Source organism: Rheinheimera hassiensis (assembly GCF_022436675.1).
Lineage (GTDB): Bacteria > Pseudomonadota > Gammaproteobacteria > Enterobacterales > Alteromonadaceae > Alishewanella > Alishewanella hassiensis.
This window is the reverse complement of sequence record NZ_JAKUJZ010000011.1, coordinates 105,562-131,732: the sequence shown is the minus strand read 5'-3', so window position 1 is coordinate 131,732 and position 26,171 is coordinate 105,562. Positions and strand designations below refer to the sequence as shown.

Genomic DNA, 26,171 nt, shown 5'->3' with positions numbered 1-26,171 from the left:
GAGACACCCAAACTGCAGCACCCCGTGGCATGGCGCGCATTATAGGGCGTTTTGAAATACCTGCAAGCGGTTATTTGGTGAAAATGAGGTTTTACGTACTGTTTGCTTACTAAATGGGCTTTTTGCATGTTTTAGATACAAATCGAGTGCAAACAAGCTGTTGTTTATGGTTGCGGTTTATTACCTAACCGCTAAGATAAGGCTGCTTTATCTTATTAAAGCATTCCGATAAATAGAACTAAGTGCTTAGGATATTATTATGTTACCCACTTTACGTGCTTCTTTGCCTTATACACTGGCATTAGCGGTGTTGGCTTATCTTGGCTTTGCCTTTCTTCCTGATTTAGAGTTGGCTCAGGAAATTTTCGTGGTGATAGGTGTTTTGTTAGCCGGCATACTGGTGCCGGTGTTAGTGGATGTTAAAGGCCGTGCTGGCACGACTCCCTCGGCAGCACCTTTGGTGATGACTGACTATAAAGGTGATACGACTACCTTATATGTAGGTAACCTGCCTTATCGTGCCAACGAAGATGCCGTGAAAGAGTTATTCCAACGGTTTGGTGTTGTCGTTAATGTACGTTTGATGAAAGACCGGCAAACAGGTCGGCGTCGTGGTTTTGGTTTTGTTGAAGTGGCCGCGAAAGACGGCGATAAAATGATCCAGAAGTTAAATGATTTTAACTTTCAGGAACGCACATTAAAAGTGCGTGAAGCTAAAGAGCGTCAAGATACTGACGACACTGAAGAGTAATTATCGATTATCGCTACAAGGGAAGCTTTTGCTTCCCTTTTTTATGCTCATTTTCCGCCCTGTTGAGATTCAAGGTTGGCTCAGCCTCTGCTCTGGCTTAAAATAGCTGTTTTGGTTTAATAGAGTTGCAGATGAGCGTAGGTCAGGTTTTCCCCGAGCAGTATTCAGAGCAGTTGACGGATAAGGTTAATGCTGTGCAAAAGCTGCTATCAGATTTTAATGCCCCGGAAGCAGAGATCTTCAGATCTGAGCCCGAGCACTACCGTTTACGGGCGGAGTTCCGGATTTGGCACAATGGTGATGATATTTACCATGCTATGTTTGACTCGCAAACACGCGATAAGGTGCGTATTGACCATTTTCCGGTAGCCTGTCGCACTATTGCCGACTTTATGCCGATGCTGCTGGCAAATATTCAGTTTAACCATGAGCTACGCTATAAATTATATCAAGTTGATTATTTAGCAACTCTGTCTGGTGAGCTGCTGGTTTCTCTTATTTATAAGCGGCCATTAACCAATAGCTGGCTGGAGCAGGCTAAACAACTGACGGATAAGCTGGCCGAACAATACAATGTGAAGTTTATTGGCCGCTCACGTAAGCAGAAGCTGATGGTAAGCACCGATTATGTCACAGAGCAATTCGAACTTGATGGCAGCCTTTTGCAGTATCAACAGGTAGAAGGCAGCTTTACTCAGCCAAATGGTGAAGTAAACCGGCAAATGCTAGGTTGGGCAAAAAAGATTGCTCAGCAACTATCAGGGGATTTACTGGAGTTGTATTGCGGCAATGGTAACTTCTCTATAGCCCTGGCACCCTGCTTTAATAAAGTAGTGGCAACGGAAATTTCCCGTACCTCAATTAAGTCGGCACAATACAACATTGCACTGAATAAAGTGAGCAACCTGCAAGTACTGCAAATGTCTGCTGAAGATGTATCAGCTGCAATGCAGCAAGGCTCTGTGCTAAAACAGCTGGATTTAGCTGATATGCAACTGAACACGATATTAGTTGACCCGCCGCGTGCCGGGCTGGACAGTGCAACCGAACAGCTGGTCAGCCGCTTTGATGATATTATTTATATTTCCTGTAACCCACAAACGCTGGCGCAGAACTTACAGACACTGGCTAAAACCCATGATATTGCGCAACTGGCAGTGTTTGACCAGTTCCCTTACACCCACCATATTGAAAGCGGTGTATGGCTACGTAGACGTCAGAGCTGATAAATACCAGCTACAACGTCAGCCTTTTGGTTTACGGCCAGAACCAGCTGCACCATGGGTCAACCAACGTAGCTGGGTAATGGTACGGCTGGTTAAATAGCCATATTGCTCTGGTGGCGCGTCCAGCGCGTCAGCTCCGGCATGAAAAACCAATATCACCATGGCTTCAGCCTGTGCCCTGGCTAATTCGTCCGGGCAAATGGTTTCCTTACGTAAATACTCGGCCAGTTCGGCAACGAAATGCTGGATCTCGCGGGCTACTGCCCCTCTGAACGCCGCCGAGGTACCTGAGCGCTCGCGCAGCAATAAACGAAATACGTTACTGTTACCGGTAACAAACTCCATAAAAGTCTCTATAGAGGTGCGAATAACGCTGCCGTTTTTCTCTATACGTTGTCGGGCCTGGCGCATTAACTGTCTTAGCATAAGGCCGGCTTCATCGACTAAAGTAAGGCCTAATTCATCCATATCAGCAAAGTGCCGGTAAAAAGAGGTAGGCGCAATACCCGCTTCACGCGCCACCTCACGTAAGCTTAAGCTGGCAAAGCTTTTATCGGCGCTCAGTTGAGAAAAAGCGGCATTGATAATAGCGCGGCGGGTGCGCTCTTTCTGCTCTGCTCTAGACACAGATATTCCTTCATTCACTAAAAAGCACTATTTTATACCTTGACCCGGGGGTTGTGACCAGTAGAATGAGCGAACAGTTGTAAGCTAAAGTGGAATTTATGAAAAAAGCCCCTATTATCTGGACTAACGTTCTGCTGTTTTCTATCACAACCCTGATTGCCGCCATTGGTGTGCCTTGGTACGCCTTAACTGTGGGCTTCGGTTGGTTTGAGGTTATCGCCACTATTATATGCTTAGGCTACTGCGGTATGTCTATCACTGCCGGGTATCACCGGCTGTGGGCACATAAAACTTATGATGCACATCCCATATTGCAATGGATTTACGCTATTGGCGGCGCTTTTGCTTTACAAAACAGTGCGCTGCATTGGTCTGCCGATCATCGTGTGCATCACCGTCATGTTGATGACAATGACAAAGACCCTTATTCTGCCGGACGTGGTTTCTGGTATAGCCATATTGGCTGGATGCTGCGTGATTATGAAGATGTAGAAAAACCAGACTACACCAATGTAAGAGATCTGCAGAAAAACCCAATCGTAATGTGGCAACACCGCAATTACCTGTGGCTGACCATAGCCACCAACTTTGGTATCCCATTATTACTGGGTATTATCAGCGGTAACATTCTGGGCATGTTATTACTTGCCGGCGTACTGCGTTTGGTATTAAGCCATCATTTTACATTTTTTATTAACTCTCTGGCCCATGTGTGGGGCTCACAGCCTTACACAGAAAAAAACTCTGCACGCGATAATGGCATACTGGCTTTTGTGACATATGGCGAGGGGTATCACAACTTCCATCATATTTTTGAATATGATTACCGCAACGGCATTAAATGGTATCAGTTTGATCCAACGAAGTGGTTTATTAAAACCGCCTCATGGGTGAAGCTAACGGGCAATCTTCGTACCGTTCCTGAAGAACGAATTGAACAAGCTAAATTACAAATGCAGCTGAAACGGGCACAAGATAATGTGCGGCAAAAACCTGATGCAGAGCAGCTACTGCAATTGCTACAGCATGAATACGAATTACTGCTTGCAAGAATGCAGGACTATTACAACATCAGAAAGCAACTACTACTACAACGCAAAGATAAACTGCTTGCACAGTATCAAGCGGTAGATTTCAAACATAAATACCACGAATTTAAACACCATCTGCAACAGCAACACTGGCAGCGGCTGGTGAATACCGTAGCATGATAGAAAAAAGAGACTTCGGTCTCTTTTTTTATGTCTGATACCTGATATGCTCAAACTTAAGTTAGTTAAATCAGTGAGATTATCAGCGTGAGTGCGAGAAAAATGTCCCCGAAAAAAGCCAGCTTTGATTTTGATGCCATTGTTATAGGAACCGGCCCCGGCGGCGAAGGTGCGGCAATGTATCTGGCTAAAAGTGGGCTTAAAGTCGCGGCGATTGAACGCTATCATGCTGTCGGCGGTGGTTGCACCCATTGGGGCACTATTCCGTCAAAAGCGTTACGCCACTCGGTCAGCCGCCTGATTGAATTTAATGAAAACCCACTATTTCAGCTCGATGAACAGCATACCAAACTGACTTTCTCACAAATTTTAAAACATGCCGCCGGCGTGATCCGCAAACAAGTACGACTGAGAACCGGTTTTTATGACCGTAATCAGGTAAAGATATATCAGGGCGAAGCCCGCTTTATTGATAATCATAACCTGAGTATCAGCAGTGATGATGGCAGTTGCTTTGAACTCAGTGCCAAAACTATTGTTATTGCCACAGGTTCACGCCCCTACCGGCCGGCAGATGTCGACTTTAACCATAACCGGATTTATGATTCAGACACTATCTTGTCACTACAGCACGATCCCAAGCACATTATTATTTACGGTGCTGGTGTTATTGGCTGTGAATACGCCTCTATTTTCCGTGGTTTAGGTGTTCGGGTAGATCTGGTAAACACCCGTGACCGCTTACTATCTTTCATGGATGCTGAGATTTCAGATTCACTGAGCTACCATTTCTGGAACTCCGGTATGACTATTCGTCATGGCGAAGAATTTGACCGCATTGAAGGTAAAGACGACGGCGTAGTGCTGCATCTTAAATCCGGTAAGAAAATGAAGGCTGATTGCTTTTTATTTGCTAATGGCCGCACCGGCAATACTGATATGCTGAATCTAGCGGCAATAGGCCTCGAATCAGACAGCCGAGGCTTAGTTAAAGTGACTAAACAATACCAAACCAGCATAGACAATATCTATGCAGTTGGTGATGTCATTGGCTACCCCAGTTTAGCCAGCGCGGCATACGATCAAGGCCGCTTAGCTGGCGAAGCTATTGTTAAAGGTAACCTGGATGGCCACCTGATTGCTGACATCCCTGCTGGTATTTATACCATCCCTGAAATGAGCTCCGTTGGTAAAACTGAACAGGAACTCACTGCAGCAAAAATTCCTTATGAAGTGGGCCGCGCCCAGTTTAAGCATCTGGCCCGGGCACAAATTGCCAATACCAGTGTGGGCAGCTTAAAACTGTTATTTCATCGAGATACGCTGGAGATACTTGGTATTCATTGTTTTGGTGAGCGTGCCGCAGAAATTGTACACATCGGTCAGGCTATTATGATGCAGAAAAATGGCGGCAATACCCTGGAGTATTTTGTTCATACCACATTTAATTATCCCACTATGGCAGAAGCATATCGGGTAGCTGCATTGAATGGCCTTAACCGGCTATTTTAGCAATAAGACACTGATATTTAATGAATAAATCACTTAACTACCATTGTGATATATATTTTTGTTTTGCCTGATAAATCGTTGTAAACTCAATTGTATAATAATTAAATAAATAGTTTACGGGGGCTTTTTATGCTGCAACTTAGATACAGTTTAGCATTATTGTGGCTGACCATTTCATTTCAGGCACATGCTGATTTCCCCACAGCAAAGGCCTTGTTCGAGCAACAAGAATACTCACAGGCCAAACCAAAGCTTGAAGCCTTGGCTGAGCTGGGTCACCTTGAAGCGCAGTATCTGTTATCAAGAATGTATGCCGAAGGTTTAGGTGTAGATGCAGATATAAAACTAGCCTACGCCTGGACATTAATTGCCCGTGACGGCAAACACCCGTTAGCAGATAAACAATACAAGGTACTACGCACCAAACTTCCTTCGCGTTTGGCCGGAAAAGAAGTGTATACCACACTGAACAACCAGTATGGTAAACAAGCTCTACTGGGTAACCTGTATCCAAGTGCCAACCGTTATGTAAACACCAGCAGCAGATTAAAAGCAATAAGCCAGCCTGAACCTAAATATCCATCCTATTTCGAGCGCGCAGGCGTCGCCGCCTGGGCAGTTGCTCACTATGACGTGACTGAAGATGGCACAGTAGAAAACGCCAATATCGTTGCCAGCTTCCCTATCGATGGGATCAATGAGTACGTGCTGGATGCCGTGAAAAGCTGGCAGTTTGAGCCGCCAAAAGATTTATACGGCGATCCTGTGAGGATGGAACTACAATCGCATACCTTCAGAACAACAAGCTCTGCAGGTTCACAAGCTCGTAAATTCCAGCGCGATAGTCAGGAGTATACTGATGCCGTTCTGGCGGCAGCTAAAGCAGAATCGGCCAAATATCAGTACCTGTACGCTGTACTGGCAGAGAATAATATTATTACCGATCCCTCACCTGTTAACTGGTATCTGCAGGCAGCTATCAATGGTTATCAGCCCGCGCAGTATCGCCTGGCGCAATGTTTAATTACCGGTAATGGCTGTGATAAAGATCCCAGTAAGGCGTTAAACTGGCTGGGTATATCTGCTGATGGCGGTAATCCCAAAGCCGCTTATTTGCTAGCTCAGGAGCTACTGGACAGCAATAATGTTAATTATAATCCACATAAAGCTGCCGGTTATCTGGAAGGCGCGGCACTGCAAGAATACATGCCTGCAGTAACCGAATATGCTTCGCTGCTGGCGATGTCAGATGATCCAACACTGCGGGACCCACAAAAGGCGATCAGGCTGGCAGAACAAGGCCGCGCTGTAGATGCTAACAACCCCAATCTGCTATCCACTCTGGGGATTGCTTTTATTGAGCTTGGCCAGCAAAGCCGGGGCGAGTCAATGCTCCAGCAAGCGCTGGAAGAAGCAAAGCGGCGTAACTGGACCATTGAAAGCTTTGAAGATTTGCTTGCCGATTACCAAACTGTCGCCACAAGCACAAACTAATCATGCCATGGCAGCTCAGGCTCTCCCCCGGTGTGATGCCGGGGGCTATCCGGCTTATTCGGTCAGATCAGTATTCATATGATAACTGCGGCTAAATGCGTGCACAGCATCAATAAAAACGCTGACGCGCTCAGGATCGACATCAGGTGTAATGCCATGGCCAAGATTAAATACATGGCCTGTTCCCTGACCAAAACCGTCCAGTATCATCTGTACTTCCTGACGGATGCGCTCTGGTGAGCCTAACAAAATTGACGGGTCCATATTACCTTGCAGCGCAACTTTATCGCCAACACGGGCTTTAGCATCACCAATATTGATAGTCCAATCCAGCCCCAAGGCATCACAACCAGTATTAGCGATTGTTTCCAGCCACAGGCCACCGTTTTTGGTAAACAGTGTTACCGGCACTTTACGGCCGTCTGCTTCGCGGGTTAAACCGTTGACTATTTGCTGCATATAGCCCAACGAAAACTCCTGATAATCGCGCGGTGTTAAGACTCCGCCCCAAGTATCAAAAATCATCACAGACTGGGCACCTGCCGCTATTTGCGCATTCAGGTACAACACCACGCTTTGCGCCAGCTTATCCAGCAACAGGTGCAAGGCTTCAGGTTCGGAAAACATCATTTTCTTGATCATACCGAAGGTTTTGCTACTGCCGCCTTCAACCATATAGGTTGCCAGCGTCCACGGGCTACCGGAAAAGCCAATTAGCGGCACACTGCCATTCAGCTCACGGCGGATAGTGCGCACCGCATCCATCACATAACGCAGTTCCTGCTCCGGATCCGGAATAGGCAGATTGGCAATATCAACAAAATCACGTACTGGCCGCTGAAATTTAGGGCCCTCGCCTTCGCCAAAATAAAGGCCTAAACCCATAGCATCAGGAATAGTCAGAATATCACTAAACAGAATTGCGGCATCAAGCGCATAACGGCGCAACGGCTGCAAAGTCACTTCACACGCCAGCTCCGGGTTTTTGCACAGTGACATGAAATCACCGGCCTGGGCTCTGGTCGCACGATACTCAGGCAAATAACGACCTGCTTGTCGCATCATCCAAACCGGCGTTCTGTCTACCGGTTGTTTTAATAAAGCTCTGAGGTATCGATCATTTTTTAATTGCATATATTGTCCGCCATTCACAGGATTGGCGTTATTTTAACACTCTGCAGCCCCAGCGACTATGTTTTCGCTGTAAATGCTGTGTTCAGGTTTTTTATGCTAGAGGCTTGTCATCAAGAAATCGATCTGCTATAACATTGCTGCGCTAGTGAAGAATAACAAGCAAGAAGCCCGTTTAAACGGGACCATGCAAACCATTTAGTTAAGCCACTTTATGTGGCTTTTTTATTTTCTGCCATCCATGGCACAAACCCTTACTGACCAATGCCCGCCTTGTTAAAAACCTTTCCAGAAGATTTTTTATTTGCCTGCAATTTGCTGTAGTTGATGAATAATTTGTCCTGAAAGCGTTTGTATTGGCGGCACCTCCGGTAAGGAGGCCAGGTCAAACCAATATGCTTCTTCTATTTCTTGTGGCTGACAGACGATATCTCCACCGGCATAGTCAGCAATAAAACCGGCCATTAATGAATGCGGAAACGGCCACGGCTGGCTGCCAACATAACGTAAATTAGTAATATCGACGCCGACCTCCTCTTTTACCTCACGCGCTGCCGCCTGCTCTAGTGTTTCTGCGGACTCAACAAAACCTGCCAGGATAGAAAAAAAGCCTTTTCGGTGCCGGCTGGAGCGCGCCAGCAGGATTTGTTTATCTTTGATAATACCCACCAGTACACAAGGTGCTATGCGCGGGTAGCAACGGTGGCCGCACTTGTTACACAAAGCTGCCAGCTCCCAACTAACCAGGCTCATGGCACTGCCACACTGACCACAAAAGCGGTGGGTTTGCAAAAATAATGCTACCTGCACCGCTCTGGCCGCCAGATGAAATATCTGTTCATCTTCGCTTAGCAAGTCTCGCGGCGACACCCACTCATTTTCATCTGCAATATGGTCATGGTTAATCAGCAGATAGGCATCTTGCCCTGATAGCTCACCCAGCCGGCATATCTGTTCAGGCTCTGCCGACAATGTTAATGCACTTAGCATGCCCTGCGGGATCTGCCTTGCAGCATTGACCCAGATACGGCCCCGGTTCACGACAAACCAAAGCCCATGCTGATTCGGCGTTAAGCTGATACTGTGTTTGATCATAAGCGGTTCTCTGCTGTACTCTGTAGTTCGCGCTATCATAATGCCGTTCACTGGGCTGACCAATAAAAAAACGGTTGATCTTTCGTGCGAAATTCATTTAATTAGAGTTAACTGCAGCAGAACGCTGCATTGAAGGAGAAGGCAATGTACACCCGTGTGCAGACCGCGCGACAAAAATGGGGTGGTTCGCTTACCGCCATAGACAACTGGCTGGACGAGCGCCAACAGCTTATTGTCAGTTATTGTAAACTGGCCGCATTGCCGCCTTTTGACAACAAACGCACCACTTTACCTACGCAAACAGCAGTGCAAGAGTTTTGCCAGTTAATGGTGGATTATTTATCTGCCGGACATTTTGAAGTGTATGAACGTATTGTCTCCGAATGTGCGGTAAATGGTACGGACAGCCGTAAGCTGGCTGACAGCCTGTATCCGAAGATTGCGGTATCAACCGATCTGGCACTGAATTTTAATGACCTGTACGCTGACCATCTGAGCACAAAACATAGTGCAGCTTTTGATCGCGAGCTGTCTGAGTTGGGGCAAGCACTGGAAGAACGCTTCGCTTATGAAGATGAACTTATTGATACTCTGTATGAGAAACATACCGATAGTAATGTATCTGCCTGAAGACTGTCTTACTGAACATTGATTTACACAAAAATGCAGCGCCTGAAGGCGCTGCTCGTTATCAACAACTAAAATCTGTACGTTATTTTTCCATAAATATACTGACCACGCGGATTATGCACTTTAGAGGCGTAACCGTATAAGTCAGCATCACCATCACCGATAGCAAATGGTGGGTCTTCATCCAGCAAATTGTTAACACCCAGCGCTAACTGCAACTTATCAGTCACATTATAGCGGGCTTGCACGTCTAACAGCATTTGCGCATCAATACTGCGGGTTGTTGTAGACTCAACTAAATCGGGTGCCGCGTAATCTTCAAACTCGCCAGTGTAGCTAAGGCTGGTCACCACACCCCAATCACCATGGCTCCAGTCTGCAGCGGCTAACCAACGGTGTTGCGGATAATTATATTCACCGGCGTAATCAATACCATTCTTTTCAAACTTACTGATATAAGACCAATCCAGGCTGAAACGTATCTGCCCCATATCCTGCAGCACCAAGTGGTAAGATGTGGACAGATCTATACCCGTAGCTTCCTGCGCGCTAATATTAACATAGCTGTTAAACAACCTGGACAGCTCACCCAGCGCTTGCCCCGGTAATGGCGCTAAACGCACACAAACCGTGCTATTTTGATTCGCACACTCGGCGTTATACACGTTCTCGTAGTCGTTTTTATCGATCTTGTTGTCTTGCGTAATGCTCCAAATATCTACGGTTACATCAAACTCATCAGTAATCTGCCATACTGCACCCAGATTATAGGTTTCTGATTCTTCCGGCTGTAACCCTTCTGTGCCAACAAAAACTATAGTGTAATCTGTAGCCGCACAGGCAGGATTACCGGCATCAGGTATCGGACAACGAAAACTATCGGTGAAGAATACCGACTCCTGCGACGGACCAAGGCCAATTTGTGCCAAAGAAGGTGCACGGAAGCCCTGACCAAAGGAAGCCCGCATGGTGAAGTTATCCAATGGCCGCCATTTCATAGTTAACTGTGGGTTTGTACTAGAACCAAAATCACTGTAATGGTCGTAACGTCCGGCCAGCGTAAATTCCAGCTCATCAGCCACTGGAATTAGTAACTCAACATAAGCGGCATATTGATCACGTTGCGCCTGCGCAGACACCGACTCAGTGCCGAAAATCAGACCACGTTGAAATTGGTCATCCGGTTGGTCAAAAGCATCTTCCTCGCGATATTCCACACCCGCTGCCACTGACACCATTTGGTTACCCAGCGCAAAAGCCTCACCACTAATGCTGGCGTCATATGCAGTAATATGTGATTCACCACGACGTACCAGTGACGTAGTGATGGCATCAATCACTTCAGCTGAATTAAAGGTACCGCCAAAGGGGTTATAGTTGCCGAGGTTAATTTGCTCTTGCAGGAAATCGGTACGTACCCAGCCTTGTTGCTTACTGCCGGTTTGCATAGATTCACTGCGACCTTTTTGCGCGGCGATATCCCAATCCCAGCCCTTGAGCTGACCACGCAGGCCCGCCACTAAACGTAAAGAGTCTGACTCAATGTCCCACACCCTGGCGCCGGCATCGACAGTGCGGAAGCGGTTTATGGCTATATCAACACCAAAGGGGTTGTTAGGATGCGTACCCGGCACTGTTAGCCCGGCATCGCCATCTAAAGGCGTCGCGGCACCGGCGGCTTGCGAGCGGTTATGCTGTACTGACAACTCGACATAGCCCTGTACAGAATCGGTAAAACTCTGGCTAGCCTGAAAAATAGCACCAACCCGCTCAGCAGCAGGGACCACCATACCCACAGGACCATAATCATATACGCAAGTTTCGCCAAACGTTTGGTCAGCCGGGCAACCAGGATCAATGCGGGTTTCACCATTAACAATAAAATTACCCGGGAAACCGCGTGATGACCGTAAATCCTCACCACCATACGGACTTTGATTTGCTGTACCAAAACGCCCCATCTCGGCGCCGGTAATAACAGTATTCTTAAAATAATCTAAGATTAATGTCGCATTGGCATCATCCGTTTGCGTACCCCATACCATGCTGGCTGAAGTTTCATCATACGATGGCCCGGTAGTTCCACCATGGCTTACGCTTAGCTCTGCGCCGTCAAAATCTTTACGCAGAATAATATTGACGACACCAGCAACAGCATCTGAACCGTACACTGCCGAAGCACCGTCTTTCAAAATCTCCACCCGCTCAATCGCGGCTACCGGAATAGAATTAATATCAACGAAAGAGTTAGCGATGTTTTCAGCAAAAGCACTTACCGCAACACGACGGCCATTAATTAATACCAACGTGGCATCTGAACCAAAACCACGTAAACTAATAGCCGCGCCCCCATTAGCTGTTGAGTCCTGGTTATTACCACGGGTAGAAAATGTACCTGTACCTGCAACCGGAGTACGCTCTAACAATTGCTGCAAATTAGAAAAGCCCGACTTCGCAATCTCATCACGGTTAATAATGTCGATTGGTGCAGCCCCTTCCAAATCATTGCGTTTAATACGCGAACCGGTAACTTCAATCCGCTCTACCGCCGCAGTTTGCTCATCGCTCTGCTGAGCTAAAGTAACACTGCTATAACCCAGAGAGCTTACCGCCAGCGCACAAAGTGAGTAATTAAATGACGTTTTCATATGCATCCTTTTTGTTATTTGTATTGTCATCAACTGCTTAAGCAGCTTTAACTGTGTAGCACAAAGCCAAAAAATTAACATGATGAAAAATAAATTATCACAATGATAAATAACTGATTACCTGCTTACAGGCCAGAAACAAAAGAGCCCCGCAGTGCGGGGCTCTTTTGTTGGCAGGAGACATGCTTAGTTTTGTGCGTATTGTCGTTCCAGATTGCCGGCTTTTAACTGCAGACTAGCAAGACTACTGCGTTCAGCCTGAATTTTTTCGTCGTACTGTTCGGCCATCCGTTCAATACGCTGCTGTAAGATGGCAAGTTCTTCGGCCTTTGGGAAGCTTCGACGTAGCTTGTACAAATCAGATTTCAGTAAATCCAACTTTTGCTGTTTTTCCTGCTCCAACTTGCTAATCTGAAACTCAACAAACCGGCTCTGGCGTTTTAATGCATCCACTTGCTGCTTATACTCACCGCGGGAGCCTATCATGGCGCTGCCGAGCGGGCGCATATCTACGGTTTCAGCATCACCTGAGCAGGGAAATTGGCTAAACTCTACCACACCGTTTTGCTCACACTTGTAGACAGCGGCTTGTGCTGAAAACGCACCTAACAATAATAACCAACCGTATTTTATCATTTACCACCCCATGCATGAGCAATAAATGTACAAAAACCTTGCCAAATAGGCAAGCTAAGCCTGGTATTTATACTGTTTTAATACGCTTTCAGATACTGCAGTCATATCTGTCTCGCATTAGCCCAGCAATGCTTTTTTCATAAAATTAGGCCAGGCTGATGCGGCTTTATGCACTTCGGCATTGTAATAATCTGTGCTAAATGGTGCCTGAGCCGCATCAGCTTCCCGAAAGCCATTAAAGGCTGCGCCTTTACGCGCCAGAGTGCATGTCCACCAGCCAGACGGATACACCATTTGTGGGAATAACAGCGTTTGCAGTGCATCAAAACCGGCGTCCAGCATGGCATCACGCATGTCTTTAAGTAACGGCATATGGATAAGTGGCGATTCGCTCTGCTGTACTAAAATGCCGCCATGGCGCAGCGCTTTGCGGCAGCTGTCATAAAATGCCCGGTTAAACAGCCCTTCGCCCGGCCCGATAGGATCGGTTGAATCCACAATAATGACATCTATCGACTCTGGCGCAGCTTCGCGCATATATTTAATGCCGTCGTCAAACTTCAGGGTAGCGCGCGGATCGTTGTTCGAGGCACACAGTTCCGGAAAATACTTTTCAGCCATTCGCGTCACCTGCTCATCGATATCAATTTGCGTTACGCTTTCCACGCCGGGGTGCTTTAACACTTCACGCAAAGTACCACAATCACCACCACCAATAATCACCACGTTTTTCGGACTAGCATGGGTAAACAGCACCGGGTGGCTAAGCATTTCGTGGTAGAGAAAATTATCGCGGCTGCTGAGCATAATAACGCCGTCAATCACCATCAGGTTACCGAAATGCGTCGTCTCGAACATTTCAATCTTCTGGAATGGCGACTGGACTTCATCCAGCTTCTTTGTGATAGCCAAACCAAAGGCGCTGCCGCTGGGGGCGAAAATTTCAGTGAACCAATTGTTGTCGCCAGACATAGTGTTATCCTCAAAACAAAATAGCCGCATATTTTGCCTGCTTGTGCCGCCAAGGACAAATATTTCGATGTTTTTTGCTGCAGCTTTACCACATTGGCTTTAAACTATGCACATCTTAATTTTAAAGGAACGACAATGGCCGACTGGGGTACTGAAAAAGCACGCTCTATCTATAACGTAGCGGTATGGAGTGAAGGGTATTTTGATGTTAATACTGATGGTGATCTGGTGGCTTATCCGGATCAGGATCACAGTAAAAAAGGCATCAGTTTTCCTGAGCTTACGGCACGTTTTAAAGAGGAAGGCTTAACCTTACCTGTGCTGGTACGCTTTACTGACATTCTGCAACACCGGGTAGACACGCTGATTAAATCTTTCCAGCGTGCCAAAGCAGAAAAAGAGTATCAGGGCCAGTACACCGCCGTTTACCCGATTAAAGTAAACCAGCAATTCTCGGTGGTAAAACGCCTGATCAGCCACGACAGCGGCAAAGTTGGCCTGGAAGCCGGCAGTAAGCCGGAGTTAATGGCTATTTTAGGTGTTACCGATCAGCCACTGCAAATTGTCTGTAACGGTTATAAAGACAGCGAGTTTTTGCGCTTAGCCACTATTGGCCAGATGATGGGCCATACGGTTTATGTGGTGGTAGAAAAACTGTCTGAGCTGAAAACCCTGCTGCGTGAAATTGATAATTTAGGTACTGCGCCACGCATTGGGATCCGCATTCGTTTAAATTCGGTGGGCAAAGGCAAGTGGCAAAACACCGGTGGCGAGAAGGGTAAGTTTGGCTTAACTGCCACTCAGGTACTGCAGGCGATTGATGTACTGCGTGATGCAGGCAAGCTGGACTTACTGCAATTGGTGCATTTTCATATCGGCTCACAAATTGCCAATATTCGTGATATTCATAACGCCATTCGTGAATGCGCCCGCCATTATGCTGAACTGCGTACTTTAGGCGTACCGATCAGTACTGTCGATGTCGGCGGCGGCTTGGGTGTGGACTACGAGGGTTCTAAGTCACGCTCGGCCTGTTCAATGAACTACACCATGTACGAATATGCCCGTAATGTGGTAAATGGCTTAAAAGAAGTGTGTGACGAGTACGACCTGCCACATCCGAATATTATTACTGAATCCGGCCGGGCCATGACAGCACACCACGCTGTACTGGTAACCGATGCTATTGATATTGAGCGCGCACCGGGTCTGGTAAATTTACCAGAGCCAAGTGAAGACTCACCAACAGTAATCCTTGGCCTGTGGGAAGCCTACCAAAACGTTACACCGCGCACGGCGATTGAAGCTTACCACGATGCAGTGCATTACTTTACTGATGCCCATGCCCAGTATGTGCATGGCCTGCTGACACTGAAAGACTGGTCGTTACTGGAGCAAATTTACTTTGCCACCATTAACAAAGTAAAAGCCAATCTGGATATGACAGCGCGCTCACACCGCTCTATTCACGACGAGCTGAATGAAAAACTGGCTGATAAGTTATTTGTCAACTTCTCGCTGTTCCAGTCCATGCCGGATGCCTGGGGTATTGACCAGTTGTTCCCGGTAATGCCGCTGGAGCGGATGAACGAGCCGCTGGACCATCGCGCTATCATCCAGGACATTACCTGTGACTCTGACGGCCAGCTGAAAAGCTACGCCGATGGTAACGGCATTGAACCAAGCCTGCCGTTGCCACTGTATAAAGAAGACGAGCAGTACCTGTTGGGTATGTTTATGGTAGGCGCCTATCAGGAAATTTTGGGCGACTTACACAACCTGTTTGGCGACACTGACTCAGTGCACGTTGAACTAACCGATGATGGCAGCTATAAACTAACCAACATAATTAAAGGCGATACAGTAGCCGATGTATTGCGGTATGTGCAGTTTGATGCGAATAAGTTGATCGCTTCTTACACCCGTCAGCTGGCAAAGTTAGAGATTACCGACAGCAAGAAAGACGAAATGCTGGATGAACTGAAAGCCGGTGTTTATGGTTACACCTATTTTGAAGATTAAGGTAAACTAGCTACTCATCGGACATGTTAACAGCAGGCTCGCCTGCTGTTATTATTTTTAGCCGGCAAAAAATCAGACCGGCCACAAATACCAGGTGTTGTTATGCTGCATTTTTTACCCAGCCCTCTAACGGGCATGCTCTCACTGTTGCTTTATATCGTCAATACGCTGTTCTGGTGCATACCCATTATGCTGCTGGCGATATTAAAGCTGCCGCCGATTACGCGCTGGCAAAGCTGGATGACTTACCTGCTGGATGCCTGTGCCGTTGCCTGGATCAGCGTTAACAACTTCACCACCCGGCTGTTTACCCGTATTCGCTGGCAAATATCAGGCCTGGAAACTCTATCGCTTAAAGACTGGTATCTGGTGCTGGCGAATCACCAGTCCTGGGCGGATATTCTGGTGCTGCAAAAAGTATTTAACCGCAATATTCCGTTTATTAAGTTTTTCCTGAAAAAAGAACTGATCTATGTGCCATTTATAGGCATGTGCTGGTGGGCACTGGATTTTCCTTTTATGAAGCGTTACAGCAAAAGCTTTTTGCAAAAAAATCCGCATTTACAGGGCAAAGACATAGAAACCACGCGCAAGGCTTGCCATAAGTTTCGCTTTAAACCGGCAGCAATTATGAATTTTGTTGAGGGTACCCGCTTCACCCCGGAAAAACATCGTCAGCAACAATCTCCGTACCAAAACCTGTTAAAACCCAAAGCCGGTGGTATGGCTTTTGTACTGGGCGCTATGGGTGACCAACTGCATAAAATTCTCGACATCACTATTCATTACCCCAAGGGCATTCCGAGTTTCTGGGACTATATTTCCGGCAAAGTGCGTGATATTACCGTGCAAATCCGCGTAATACCTATAACGCCGGAGCTGCTGGGCGACTACAACGATAGCCAATACCGCGAGCGGTTTCAGCAGTGGATCAACCAGTTATGGCAACATAAAGATCAGCAGCTAACCGCGCTGAAACAGAGAGAGAAGCAGTAATGCTAAGTTTTTTACCCGGCTGGTTGCTGTTGCCTTTCAGCTTTAGCTTGTTTGCGTTAAATCTGGCGTTGTGGGGTATTTTGGTTACGCCACTGGGCATCATTAAATTGCTGCTGCCGTTTCAAGCTGTGCATCGTATTACCGCATTGGCAGGCAAAGGCTGTTACCGTGGCTGGACAGCAGTTAATACCGCTTTGATTAACCTGTTTAATAATGTCGACTGGCAAGTAAGCGGTACCCAAACGCTGGATAAAAAAAGCTGGTACCTGCTAATTTCAAACCACAAAAGCTGGCTCGATATTCCGGTTGTCAGCACTGTCGCTCATAGCCGCATTCCAGAGCCGAAGTTTTTCTTAAAAGACGAACTAAAATGGCTGCCATTTCTAGGTACAGGTTGCTGGGCGCTAGATATGCCATTTATGAAGCGCTACAGTGCAGCGCAACTGGCGAGAAGGCCTGAATTAAAAGGCAAAGACATTGAAACAACCCGGCTGTCTTGCCAGAAATTCAGCAAAGTCCCTACCACTATAATTAACTTTGTCGAAGGCACCCGCTTTACCACAAAAAAACAGTCATTAAAGCACAGCCCGTTTCAGCATTTATTGCCACCAAAGGCAGGAGGTATTGCCTTCACGCTGGCGAGTATGGGCGAACAATTTAACGCTATATTAGACTTTACCCTGCTTTACCCCGATAACCCGCAGCATGTTGCTATGGATATGCTGATGGGTAAATTAAAACGGGTGGTGGTACAGGTAGAAGTTCTGCAGGTAGATCAGCAGGTTATTGGCGACTATTTTAACGATGAACAGTTTCGTGAACGCTTTCAGTTATGGTTAAACCAGCGCTGGCAGCATAAAGACCAACTTATACAGCAATATCATCAGGCTCAGGTATTAGCCACCGCACCCGACCAGCTGCCCTGCTAGCTGGGGCTTATCTGGTTGCTGTCAGCAGCAGGTTACGTGGTGTTACCTGATAATTACAAAATTCGCTGATGCTGATCTGATAACCATGCTGTTGCAAATATAGTGCTTTATCCAGCGCCAGCCATAACTCCAGCGGCCGGCGAAATAAGTGTCTTATCAATTCAATGCGCTGAACTGTAGCTGCACGGTGCTGTGCCCTTAGCAGATATACGTCTTCATCTATCACGGCCGGTAGCTGCAACTGATGCTGCGCTGCCGCCCAGCAGGCAAAGGCGGTAAAACTGCCGCTAAACCACTGCTTACCAACCGACGACAGCGGCCGGTAATGCTGCTGTCCGGTAAGGTCGGCCCGCAATTCATCATAAGCCAGCCGCCAAAGCACTTCAGTTGCTCTGAGTTTTTCAACCCGCTCACCTGCTGTTACCTGGCCCTGCACCACCAGCTTCAAATCGTCTTTGCTTAACAATAAATTGTGCTGCAAAGCAAGATCAGACATCGGCTGATACTGCGTTTGCGCAATCAAATGGTAACAGCACGGCACTAGCTGTAACTGCTGGCAACCTGCCTGCACTGCTTGTTGCAGCATAGTAATATGTAACTGGCCACAGGCATGCAGCGCTACGATATGCTGCTGTGGCTGTAAGGCAGCGCCAAGCGGGCTGCTTAATACATCAGCACAAATAAACTGTTGTGGCAGCTGATACTTTTCTGCCAATGCCGCACCATCTTCACATAACTGTGGCTGCCATTCGACACTGGTTACCGGCACAGCAAAACGATGGGCCAGTATCCGGCCCAGATGCCCTTTGCCAGCACACCACTCCAGCACCGGTAACTTACTGTGTGGCCAATGCTGACACAATGCATAAATTTGCTGCAGTTTACGCCCGCCAATGCCATTCTCCAGCCAGAATGGTAACGCCGGCAAGGGGTCAGAATCAGCGGCAACAGCCACTGCTGGTAAGGTAAATAGCGCCGGGAAAAATGGCGAAAAATACTGTTTCTGCAAAGTACTACTTTGGTCAATCTGCCTTAGCAGGCCATCATCCAGACCTGCTAACAACTGCTGTAGTTCACTATCCGGCCACGGCACAGCGTCGCAGGTAAACGGCAGTAGTTGCCAATACTGCCGGTACTGCTGCAGTACGTTGCTTAGCTGCTGAAATTGCTGCGTTAATATGTTGCTCATAAATATCTATCCGCCTTTTTGCCAGGCCAGCGCTTGTGCTTTATAGTAAAGCAGTCCGCTTAGATTAAGGCCGCTATGATAAATCAACGCGTTAGCAGAACCACTAATTTTATCAGTTGGCTGGGCAGCATGTTATTGCTGATACTATTTAGCTATCTGGCATGGCGGGGATACCGGCTTAATCCAACTGACGATGTGTTACAACGCTGGGTACTGGCATTTTTAGCCAGCGAACTGCTGCTATTAATACTGCTTTCTGAGGTTAAACGCTTAATCAGACGTCTGCTGCAGGAAGTAAAGCAGTCAGAGAGTTTAAAACAGCAACTGGCGGCACAGCAAACGCAGAAATACCAGCAAGCACTTAGCACCTTAAACAATATCGCCGCCAGCTTTAACCCCGACTGGCGCAAGCAGCTACGCCAGGCGCTGCAGGTTGCTGCAGATTACCTGCAATTACCCATCGCTGTGCTCAGTAAAATTGAGCAGCAGGATTATCAGATCCTGGTACACAGCGCACCAGCCGGTTTATTGCAGGACGATAGTCATGTTGAGCTGGGTAATACTTATTGCAGCCTGGCACTGGCCGAAGGCGGCATTTTTGCCACTAATCAAATGAGTGCCGGCCCCTATGCCAGCCACCCGGCCTTTAAAGCTTTTGCCCTGGAAAGCTATATTGGCAGTGTAGTGCAGGTAGAGGGAAAACCGTTTGGCACAGTGGGATTTTCTTCGGCCAGTTCGCGAGAACTGGCTTTTAGCCAACTGGAGTGCGAATTTGTCAGCCTGCTGGCGCGCTGGATTGGCAGCACCATTGAACGCCGACGCTATCTGGATGCACAAATTGAAGCCGCCGGGCGGTTACAGAAAATTGCCAGCCAGCTACCGGGCATGGTATTTCAGTTTCAGTTAGCGCCAGATGGCAGTAGCTGTTTGCCTTACTGCAGCGAGGGCATCCGTGATATTTACCAGTTGACACCTGAGCAGGTAAGGCTTGATGCCAGCCCGATACTATCGCTGATCCACCCGGACGATGCCCAATTGGTTTATGACAGTATTATCGCCTCAGCACAGCAACTTAGCCTGTGGAAGCTGGATTACCGGATACAACGCCCTGATGGCGCGGTGATATGGGTTACCGGCAGCTCAGTACCTGAACGCCAGGCAGATGGCAGCGTACTGTGGTACGGTTTCATTAGTGACATTAGCGAAAGAAAAAAAATTGAGCGCCTCAAAGATGAGTTTGTCTCTACCGTAAGCCATGAACTGCGCACGCCATTGACAGCGATTAGCGGTGCCATCGGCCTACTGCATGGCGAAGTATTTGGCCCACTGCCGCAGCAAGCGGCACAAATGACACAGCTGGCACAGGCCAACGTTAAAAAATTACAGCTGCTGATTAATGATCTGCTGGATATGGATAAGCTGATCGCCGGCAAGATGTTGTTTGATATTCAGCCGCAACCATTATTGCCTATCATAGAGGCCTCGTTACACGATAACCAAAGCTATGCCCAGCAATATCAGGTTTCCTACCAACTAGAAGCCACATCGGCCGATATGTGGGTAAATGTTGATAACATGCGCCTGCAGCAGGTTATGGCTAACCTGCTCTCCAATGCAGCTAAATTTTCACCACCCCAGGCGGTGGTTAATATTATTGTGCAGCAACAGGACAATAATGCATTGATCCGGGTAATAGATAGCGGCTGCGGTATTAACGAGCAGTTTAAACCGCATATTTTCAGCAAGTTTTCTCAGGCTGACAGCTCGGATATTAAAAGCAAAGGCGGTACCGGGCTCGGTCTGGCTATAAGTAAACAGCTGATGAGCCGTATGCAGGGTGACATCGGCTTTAAGTCCGAGCAAGATAAAGGCAGTGAGTTTTATTTGTTACTGCCACTGGCAAAAACTATAGAACTACCAGAGGTAGATTTATGAATGAATTACAAAGCATTATGCACGTAGAGGACGATCCGTCTATTCAACAGGTAGCAAAAATTGCGCTGGAAGCCGTCGGAGGCTTTAGCGTGCACACCTGCGCCAGTGGCAAGCAGGCATTAACAGATTACCCATCAGTAACACCGCAACTGATCTTGCTGGATGTGATGATGCCAGGCATGGATGGTCCCACTACATTGCATCAACTACAAAACCAGTACGATTTAACCAAAGTCCCGGTAGTATTTATGACAGCCAAGGTGCAAAGCAATGAAGTGGCGTCATACAAAGCATTGGGAGCCGCTGATGTGGTAGCAAAGCCGTTTGACCCTATGACGCTGTCAAACCAGATCAGACAAATCTGGATTGACTTTCATCAGTAACAGCGACTTGCTTTAGTATCAGTAGAGCAGGCTGTATAATTTACGCCGGTACAGCGTTGCCACACTGTCGCCTTTGGGCAGCGCAGCCAGAATATCCAGATACAGCTTTTTGCTGCCGCCGTAGTTTAAGTCCTGTTGCAGAATACTCAGCAGCAACGCCAGCGCTTCTTCACTGCGTTGTACCGCCTGATATTGCACAGCCAGTTTTTCTTTCAGTTCGTTTTTATTTGGTGCAGCGTCGGGTTCTGCCGCCAATGCAGTTTCCAGCGCCTTAATTTCTGGCGTGTCTGCGGCTTCTTTGGCCAGCTCCAATTTGGCAACCACCGATTTATACAAGGCATCCTGATCGGCCAGTTTTATCTCGCTTAGCAGCGCTTCTGCCTGCGGCAGCTGGCCCAGGCTAACAGCGGCATCGGCCAGCCACAGCTTAATTTCGGTGCGCTCGGGTGCCAGGGTTAACGCGTCTTTTAACAACGGATAAGCAGCGGCGTAGTCCTGCGTTGCCAACAATTGTTCAGCCTGTGCCAGTAAATCATCTTCCGGCTTAGGTAAGTAAGCGGCCAGTTTATCGCGGATAGCCTGCTCGGTTTCTACTCCGGCAAAGCCATCAACCGGCCGGCCTTGTTTAATCATCATCACGGTTGGCAGCGATTGCACACCAAACTGCATAGCCAGGTCTTGTTCTTTGTCACAATCTACCCTGGCCAGCAGTAACTGCTGCGGATATTGTTGTACTATGCGTTCCAGCACCGGGCTTAACTGCTTGCAACCCTCGCTGCGGGCCGACCAGAACTGGAATAGCACCAGTTTCTGCATCGAGGCATCCAGTACCTCACGGGCGTTATCAATAGAAACATCAATAATAGGCTGGTGCATAAAACAAAATCCTTGCTGGCAGATCAAAATTCAATTGTGTCTTACTATGTGGGCACAGCCGTGGCTTTGCAAGCCTTGTAAGTGCTGACACCCGCCGCTAAAACGGCGGAAAAAAGCATCGACATCCGGCCGTCTATCACGTAAATTAATACAGCGCACAAAAATGACTGCTCAGCAGCAAATAACCATAGCGCCATAGTTTGAGTTTAACAGCTTATCCTGTTTAACCAGTCCACGTAGCACACAGAATTAAAGCGGCCTTTGGTTGCTTTAGGAGTATTCACCCGCGTCTTTGCTTGCAAAGCCGTGGTGTGTTGTATTTGCCACAGCAAACTATGAGATAGCATAATGACCAGCCAGACCCAGCCAGACGATAAGTCAGCCGACTCCACCAGAGCAACAGAAATGTTATCCGGCGCCGCCATGGTAATACGCGCCCTAGCCGATGAGGGTGTCGAATACCTGTACGGTTATCCGGGTGGCGCTGTATTACATATTTACGATGCCCTGTTTCAGCAAAACAAAGTTAAGCATGTCTTGGTACGACATGAACAAGCCGCTACCCATATGGCCGATGCATACGCCCGTGCCAGTGGCAAAGCCGGTGTTGTGCTGGTAACCTCAGGCCCCGGCGCCACCAATGCGGTTACTGGTATTGCTACTGCCTATATGGATTCTATTCCGATGGTGGTGCTTACCGGCCAGGTAATGAGCCACTTAATTGGCGGTGATGCGTTTCAGGAAACCGACATGCTGGGTATCTCGCGGCCAATTTGTAAGCACAATATGTCAGTGCGCCGGCCAGAAGATATTCCCTATTTAATTAAAAAGGCCTTTCATATCGCGCAAACCGGCCGGCCGGGCCCGGTGGTGCTGGATATCCCCAAAGATATGACCATGCCAAACCAGAAATTTGCCTACCATTACCCGGCAGAAATTAACCTGCGCTCATATCAGCCCAAACTCAAAGGCCACAGCGGCCAGATTAAAAAAGCTGTTACGGCATTGCTGGGCGCGAAAAAGCCGATTTTATATGCCGGTGGTGGTGTGATTATGGGTAGCGCGTCAAACGAGCTGACCGAACTGGCTAAATTGCTAAACCTGCCGGTAACCAATACTCTGATGGGCTTAGGCGCTTACCCGGCCGATGATAAACAGTTTATTGGTATGCTGGGTATGCACGGCAGTTATGAAGCCAATCAGACTATGCACCATGCTGACGTTATTCTGGCTGTCGGTGCCCGCTTTGATGATCGCGTGACGAACAACACCAAAAAATTCTGCCCGGACGCCACCATTATTCATATCGATATCGACCCGGCCAGCATCAGTAAAACCATTAATACGCATATTCCTATCGTCGGCCTGGTGCAACCCGTGCTGACAGAAATGCTGGAAGTGTTAAAACAGAAGAAGAAAAAGTTAGACAGCGCCGCACTGCAACAATGGTGGCAGCAAATAGACCAGTGGCGCGCAGTACACGGTGGCCGCTACGACACCACAGCACCCCTGCTAAAGCCGCAATATGTGATTGAGCAGGTTAGTAAAATCACTAAAGGCGAAGCCTATGTTTGCAGTGACGTAGGCCAGCACCAGATGTTTGCCGCACAGTATTACAAGTTTAATAAGCCTAACCGCTGGATCAACTCCGGCGGCCTTGGCACCATGGGTTTTGGCTTGCCAGCGGCGATGGGTGTAAAGCTGAATTACCCCGATGCCGATGTGGTGTGTGTTACCGGGGAGGGTTCTATTCAGATGAATATTCAGGAGCTGTCTACCTGTAAGCAATACGGTTTAGGCGTAAAAATTATTAACCTGAATAACGGCTATTTGGGCATGGTTAAACAATGGCAGGACATGAATTACGAGTCGCGCTACGCCAGCTCGTATATGGATTCCCTGCCCGACTTTGTCAAACTGGCGGAGGCTTATGGCCATGTTGGCATTCGGGTGACCACACCGGAAGAGCTGCAACCGGCACTGGAACGTGCCTTTGCATTAAAAGACCGCCTGGTGTTTCTGGATATTCATATCGACCCGAAAGAGCACGTTTACCCGATGCAGGTGCCGGGTGGCGCGATGAACGATATGTTTTTAAGCAAAACAGAGAGGACTTAACATGCGGCATATTATTTCTGTTCTGCTGGAAAACGAATCCGGCGCTTTAGCCCGTTTAGTTGGCCTGTTTGCCCAGCGCGGCTATAACATTGACTCACTAAATGTAGCCGCCACCGAAGATCCAACCCTGTCACGCTTAACTCTGGTAACACATGGCAATGATCAGGTGATAGAACAAATCAGTAAGCAACTGCATAAGCTGATTGAAGTGGTAAAGGTGTCGGATATCAGCGAAGCGGCGCACATTGAGCGCGAACTGATGCTGGTAAAAGTAAAAGCCAGTGGTAATCAGCGCGAAGAGGTAAAACGCTGCGCCGATATTTTCCGCGGCCAGATTATCGACGTAACCCCGGCTACCTACACCATTCAGCTGGTTGGCACCAGTGATAAACTGGATGCCTTTATTCAGGCGCTTGGCACTACGCCGATAATGGAAGTAGTGCGTAGCGGCGCCTCCGGCATTGCCCGTGGTGAAAAAACGCTGGCGCTGTAATACTGCTTTTTTTATTACCAACCACCAACAGCAGCCTCAGGCTGCTGTGTTTTTTGGCTGATGCCTGCCATACACCCACTGAAACAACGGCGATGCCATCAGCGTGGTGACTATCGCCATCACCACCATAATAGAAAACAGCGCCGGCTGGATAACGCCATAACTTAGCGCGATATTAATAATAATCAGCTCCATCAGGCCGCGCGCATTCATTAATGCACCTATCGCCATTGCCGTACGGTTATCTGCTCCATTTAGCCGGGCTGCCGCCCAACAAGCCACACCTTTGGCAAATACAGAAACAGCCAACACCACCAGCGCTACCGATAGCACCTGCCATGAGCCCAGCACGTCCAGTTGCGTATTCAGGCCGGAATAGGTAAAAAACATTGGTAACAACAGCAAGATAGTAAATTTTTCCAGCCGCTTACGCAGTTGCTCCACGATTACGCCGCGCGGCATGGCAATACCCAGTAAAAAGCCGCCGAATACCGCATGCAGGCCGACCCAGTCCATGCTGTAAGCTGAAACGGAAAATAACAGCATAATACCGATAAACTGGGCATAGCTCATATGGTTATTGCGGGCGATATTATCAGCCAGCGGCTGCAGCCAGCGCCGTACTCGGGTGAGCATGATAAACGCATATAAACCACCACCCAGCAGAGCTTTAAACAGCAACTCTGCGCCACCGCCAAAGCTGGCAAGCACAAAAGCCAGCACCAGCCAGGCGGCTGCATCATCTATGGCTCCGGCTGCCAACGCCATGGTACCCAGAGGTGTACCGGCTAAACCACGCTCATAAATAATGCGCGCCAGCATCGGAAAGGCCGTAATAGCAATGGCGGCGCCCATAAATAGGGCCGCGTTAAAATAAGAAATATCGGCCGCAAATAGCCCGGGCGTATCGGTAAGCCATAAACACAACAAGGCTGCACAGGCAAAAGGCGCCAACATACCGGCTAGCGATACGCTAACAGCACTTTTAGCATGGTGTTTAAACAACCGGGTGTTAAATTCCAGCCCAACCAGAAACATATACAAGCCCACGCCAAGCTGGGCGCCAAAGTACAGCCAGCTGCGGGTATCTGCGGTAAAAATGCTTTGCTGCAACTGTGGCGCCAGCCAACCGAATAGCGACGGCCCCAGCAGCACACCGGCAATCATTTCACCCACTACTTTGGGCTGACCAATAAAACGGGCCAACCGCCCCATAAGCTGCGCCGCCAGTATAATCAGCAGGAGTTGTAACAGAAACAACCACACTGTACTAAACCCCATTAGGCCAGCCCCTTCA

Annotated in this window: 22 protein-coding genes; 13 read left to right on the top strand and 9 right to left on the bottom strand. The window is 48.0% G+C overall.

The window, feature by feature from the left end; genetic code table 11:
• Window positions 1–259: 259 nt before the first annotated feature.
• Together MJX74_RS20380 and trmA are read left to right on the top strand one after the other, a co-directional pair.
• A complete protein-coding gene (locus MJX74_RS20380) occupies window positions 260–751 on the top strand; it encodes an RNA recognition motif domain-containing protein (protein ID WP_240224852.1) in 492 nt (163 codons plus the stop codon).
• A gap of 131 nt (window positions 752–882) precedes the next feature.
• Window positions 883–1,977 (top strand): tRNA (uridine(54)-C5)-methyltransferase TrmA, encoded by a 1,095-nt coding sequence (gene trmA, locus MJX74_RS20375; RefSeq protein ID WP_240224850.1) that lies wholly within the window; start codon window positions 883–885, stop codon window positions 1,975–1,977.
• Between the two features lie 18 nt (window positions 1,978–1,995).
• On the opposite strand, the gene fabR is transcribed toward trmA, so the two are convergent.
• A complete protein-coding gene (gene fabR / locus MJX74_RS20370) occupies window positions 1,996–2,604 on the bottom strand; it encodes an HTH-type transcriptional repressor FabR (RefSeq protein ID WP_240224848.1) in 609 nt (202 codons plus the stop codon).
• Between the two features lie 98 nt (window positions 2,605–2,702).
• Here fabR and MJX74_RS20365 point away from each other — a divergent pair, with 98 nt between their 5' ends.
• From MJX74_RS20365 to MJX74_RS20355, 3 genes are all read left to right on the top strand, one after another.
• Window positions 2,703–3,815 carry an acyl-CoA desaturase gene (locus tag MJX74_RS20365; protein WP_240224846.1) on the top strand — a complete coding sequence of 371 codons (1,113 nt, stop codon included), beginning with the start codon at window positions 2,703–2,705 and terminating at the stop codon, window positions 3,813–3,815.
• A 102-nt stretch (window positions 3,816–3,917) separates the two neighbouring features.
• Window positions 3,918–5,327: a Si-specific NAD(P)(+) transhydrogenase gene (gene sthA / locus MJX74_RS20360; protein ID WP_240224845.1), complete on the top strand. Its 1,410-nt coding sequence runs from the start codon at window positions 3,918–3,920 to the stop codon at window positions 5,325–5,327.
• Window positions 5,328–5,456: 129 nt separating this feature from the next.
• Window positions 5,457–6,821 (top strand): TonB family protein, encoded by a 1,365-nt coding sequence (locus MJX74_RS20355; RefSeq protein ID WP_240224843.1) that lies wholly within the window; start codon window positions 5,457–5,459, stop codon window positions 6,819–6,821.
• 54 nt (window positions 6,822–6,875) lie between these two features.
• Here the strand turns inward: MJX74_RS20355 and hemE are convergent, their stop codons facing one another.
• Together hemE and nudC are read right to left on the bottom strand one after the other, a co-directional pair.
• A complete protein-coding gene (gene hemE, locus MJX74_RS20350; RefSeq protein WP_240224842.1) occupies window positions 6,876–7,955 on the bottom strand; it encodes a uroporphyrinogen decarboxylase in 1,080 nt (359 codons plus the stop codon).
• A 297-nt stretch (window positions 7,956–8,252) separates the two neighbouring features.
• Window positions 8,253–9,047 carry an NAD(+) diphosphatase gene (gene nudC / locus MJX74_RS20345; RefSeq protein WP_240224840.1) on the bottom strand — a complete coding sequence of 265 codons (795 nt, stop codon included), beginning with the start codon at window positions 9,045–9,047 and terminating at the stop codon, window positions 8,253–8,255.
• Window positions 9,048–9,191: 144 nt separating this feature from the next.
• Between nudC and rsd the strand changes: the two genes are divergently transcribed.
• Window positions 9,192–9,677 carry a sigma D regulator gene (gene rsd / locus MJX74_RS20340; protein ID WP_240224839.1) on the top strand — a complete coding sequence of 162 codons (486 nt, stop codon included), beginning with the start codon at window positions 9,192–9,194 and terminating at the stop codon, window positions 9,675–9,677.
• A gap of 68 nt (window positions 9,678–9,745) precedes the next feature.
• Here the strand turns inward: rsd and MJX74_RS20335 are convergent, their stop codons facing one another.
• From MJX74_RS20335 to speE, 3 genes are all read right to left on the bottom strand, one after another.
• On the bottom strand, window positions 9,746–12,325 hold the full coding sequence (locus tag MJX74_RS20335) for a TonB-dependent receptor (protein WP_240224838.1): 2,580 nt from the start codon (window positions 12,323–12,325) through the stop codon (window positions 9,746–9,748).
• 186 nt (window positions 12,326–12,511) lie between these two features.
• Window positions 12,512–12,961, bottom strand: coding sequence for a DUF4124 domain-containing protein (locus MJX74_RS20330; RefSeq protein WP_240224837.1), 450 nt, complete (start codon window positions 12,959–12,961; stop codon window positions 12,512–12,514).
• A 117-nt stretch (window positions 12,962–13,078) separates the two neighbouring features.
• On the bottom strand, window positions 13,079–13,933 hold the full coding sequence (speE, locus tag MJX74_RS20325) for a polyamine aminopropyltransferase (RefSeq protein ID WP_240224836.1): 855 nt from the start codon (window positions 13,931–13,933) through the stop codon (window positions 13,079–13,081).
• Between the two features lie 135 nt (window positions 13,934–14,068).
• Here speE and speA point away from each other — a divergent pair, with 135 nt between their 5' ends.
• The 3 genes from speA (at window position 14,069) to MJX74_RS20310 (ending at window position 17,880) form a co-directional block, all read left to right on the top strand.
• On the top strand, window positions 14,069–15,955 hold the full coding sequence (gene speA / locus MJX74_RS20320) for a biosynthetic arginine decarboxylase (RefSeq protein ID WP_240224835.1): 1,887 nt from the start codon (window positions 14,069–14,071) through the stop codon (window positions 15,953–15,955).
• Window positions 15,956–16,057: 102 nt separating this feature from the next.
• The gene (locus tag MJX74_RS20315) at window positions 16,058–16,951 is read left to right on the top strand and encodes an acyltransferase (RefSeq protein WP_240224834.1); all 894 of its coding nucleotides are present in this window, start codon (window positions 16,058–16,060) and stop codon (window positions 16,949–16,951) included.
• Complete coding sequence (locus MJX74_RS20310) at window positions 16,951–17,880, top strand: acyltransferase (RefSeq protein ID WP_240224833.1); 930 nt, start codon at window positions 16,951–16,953, stop codon at window positions 17,878–17,880. Before MJX74_RS20315 ends, MJX74_RS20310 begins: the two co-directional genes overlap by 1 nt.
• Before the next feature lie 7 nt (window positions 17,881–17,887).
• Here MJX74_RS20310 and MJX74_RS20305 read toward each other — a convergent pair whose 3' ends face one another.
• Entirely contained in the window at window positions 17,888–19,069 is a 1,182-nt protein-coding gene (locus tag MJX74_RS20305) for a class I SAM-dependent methyltransferase (protein WP_240224832.1), read from the bottom strand.
• A gap of 75 nt (window positions 19,070–19,144) precedes the next feature.
• Here MJX74_RS20305 and MJX74_RS20300 point away from each other — a divergent pair, with 75 nt between their 5' ends.
• Both MJX74_RS20300 and MJX74_RS20295 read left to right on the top strand, forming a co-directional pair.
• Window positions 19,145–21,004, top strand: coding sequence for an ATP-binding protein (locus tag MJX74_RS20300; RefSeq protein ID WP_240224831.1), 1,860 nt, complete (start codon window positions 19,145–19,147; stop codon window positions 21,002–21,004).
• Window positions 21,001–21,387: a response regulator gene (locus MJX74_RS20295; protein ID WP_240224830.1), complete on the top strand. Its 387-nt coding sequence runs from the start codon at window positions 21,001–21,003 to the stop codon at window positions 21,385–21,387. The genes MJX74_RS20300 and MJX74_RS20295 overlap by 4 nt, the downstream gene beginning before the upstream one ends.
• Before the next feature lie 18 nt (window positions 21,388–21,405).
• Here the strand turns inward: MJX74_RS20295 and MJX74_RS20290 are convergent, their stop codons facing one another.
• Window positions 21,406–22,263, bottom strand: coding sequence for a tetratricopeptide repeat protein (locus MJX74_RS20290; protein WP_240224828.1), 858 nt, complete (start codon window positions 22,261–22,263; stop codon window positions 21,406–21,408).
• A 348-nt stretch (window positions 22,264–22,611) separates the two neighbouring features.
• Here MJX74_RS20290 and MJX74_RS20285 point away from each other — a divergent pair, with 348 nt between their 5' ends.
• Entirely contained in the window at window positions 22,612–24,381 is a 1,770-nt protein-coding gene (locus tag MJX74_RS20285) for an acetolactate synthase 3 large subunit (protein WP_240224827.1), read from the top strand.
• Between the two features lies 1 nt (window position 24,382).
• Window positions 24,383–24,874: an acetolactate synthase small subunit gene (gene ilvN, locus MJX74_RS20280; protein WP_068237383.1), complete on the top strand. Its 492-nt coding sequence runs from the start codon at window positions 24,383–24,385 to the stop codon at window positions 24,872–24,874.
• Between the two features lie 36 nt (window positions 24,875–24,910).
• Here ilvN and MJX74_RS20275 read toward each other — a convergent pair whose 3' ends face one another.
• Window positions 24,911–26,155, bottom strand: a complete 1,245-nt coding sequence (locus MJX74_RS20275) for a cation:proton antiporter (RefSeq protein ID WP_240224825.1) — start codon at window positions 26,153–26,155, stop codon at window positions 24,911–24,913.
• Window positions 26,156–26,171: the final 16 nt, after the last annotated feature.

Bases quoted from the DNA above. Each gene is read 5' to 3' on its own strand.
- rsd (WP_240224839.1), top strand. From the start codon at position 9,192: ATGTACACCCGTGTGCAGACCGCGCGACAAAAATGGGGTGGTTCGCTT.
- speE (WP_240224836.1), bottom strand. From the start codon at position 13,933: ATGTCTGGCGACAACAATTGGTTCACTGAAATTTTCGCCCCCAGCGGC.
- MJX74_RS20295 (WP_240224830.1), top strand. From the start codon at position 21,001: ATGAATGAATTACAAAGCATTATGCACGTAGAGGACGATCCGTCTATT.
- sthA (WP_240224845.1), top strand. From the start codon at position 3,918: ATGTCCCCGAAAAAAGCCAGCTTTGATTTTGATGCCATTGTTATAGGA.
- trmA (WP_240224850.1), top strand. From the start codon at position 883: ATGAGCGTAGGTCAGGTTTTCCCCGAGCAGTATTCAGAGCAGTTGACG.
- MJX74_RS20300 (WP_240224831.1), top strand. From the start codon at position 19,145: ATGATAAATCAACGCGTTAGCAGAACCACTAATTTTATCAGTTGGCTG.
- ilvN (WP_068237383.1), top strand. From the start codon at position 24,383: ATGCGGCATATTATTTCTGTTCTGCTGGAAAACGAATCCGGCGCTTTA.
- hemE (WP_240224842.1), bottom strand. From the start codon at position 7,955: ATGCAATTAAAAAATGATCGATACCTCAGAGCTTTATTAAAACAACCG.
- MJX74_RS20285 (WP_240224827.1), top strand. From the start codon at position 22,612: ATGACCAGCCAGACCCAGCCAGACGATAAGTCAGCCGACTCCACCAGA.
- MJX74_RS20330 (WP_240224837.1), bottom strand. From the start codon at position 12,961: ATGATAAAATACGGTTGGTTATTATTGTTAGGTGCGTTTTCAGCACAA.
- MJX74_RS20335 (WP_240224838.1), bottom strand. From the start codon at position 12,325: ATGAAAACGTCATTTAATTACTCACTTTGTGCGCTGGCGGTAAGCTCT.
- MJX74_RS20380 (WP_240224852.1), top strand. From the start codon at position 260: ATGTTACCCACTTTACGTGCTTCTTTGCCTTATACACTGGCATTAGCG.
- MJX74_RS20290 (WP_240224828.1), bottom strand. From the start codon at position 22,263: ATGCACCAGCCTATTATTGATGTTTCTATTGATAACGCCCGTGAGGTA.
- speA (WP_240224835.1), top strand. From the start codon at position 14,069: ATGGCCGACTGGGGTACTGAAAAAGCACGCTCTATCTATAACGTAGCG.
- MJX74_RS20355 (WP_240224843.1), top strand. From the start codon at position 5,457: ATGCTGCAACTTAGATACAGTTTAGCATTATTGTGGCTGACCATTTCA.
- MJX74_RS20315 (WP_240224834.1), top strand. From the start codon at position 16,058: ATGCTGCATTTTTTACCCAGCCCTCTAACGGGCATGCTCTCACTGTTG.
- nudC (WP_240224840.1), bottom strand. From the start codon at position 9,047: ATGATCAAACACAGTATCAGCTTAACGCCGAATCAGCATGGGCTTTGG.
- MJX74_RS20275 (WP_240224825.1), bottom strand. From the start codon at position 26,155: ATGGGGTTTAGTACAGTGTGGTTGTTTCTGTTACAACTCCTGCTGATT.
- MJX74_RS20305 (WP_240224832.1), bottom strand. From the start codon at position 19,069: ATGAGCAACATATTAACGCAGCAATTTCAGCAGCTAAGCAACGTACTG.
- MJX74_RS20365 (WP_240224846.1), top strand. From the start codon at position 2,703: ATGAAAAAAGCCCCTATTATCTGGACTAACGTTCTGCTGTTTTCTATC.
- MJX74_RS20310 (WP_240224833.1), top strand. From the start codon at position 16,951: ATGCTAAGTTTTTTACCCGGCTGGTTGCTGTTGCCTTTCAGCTTTAGC.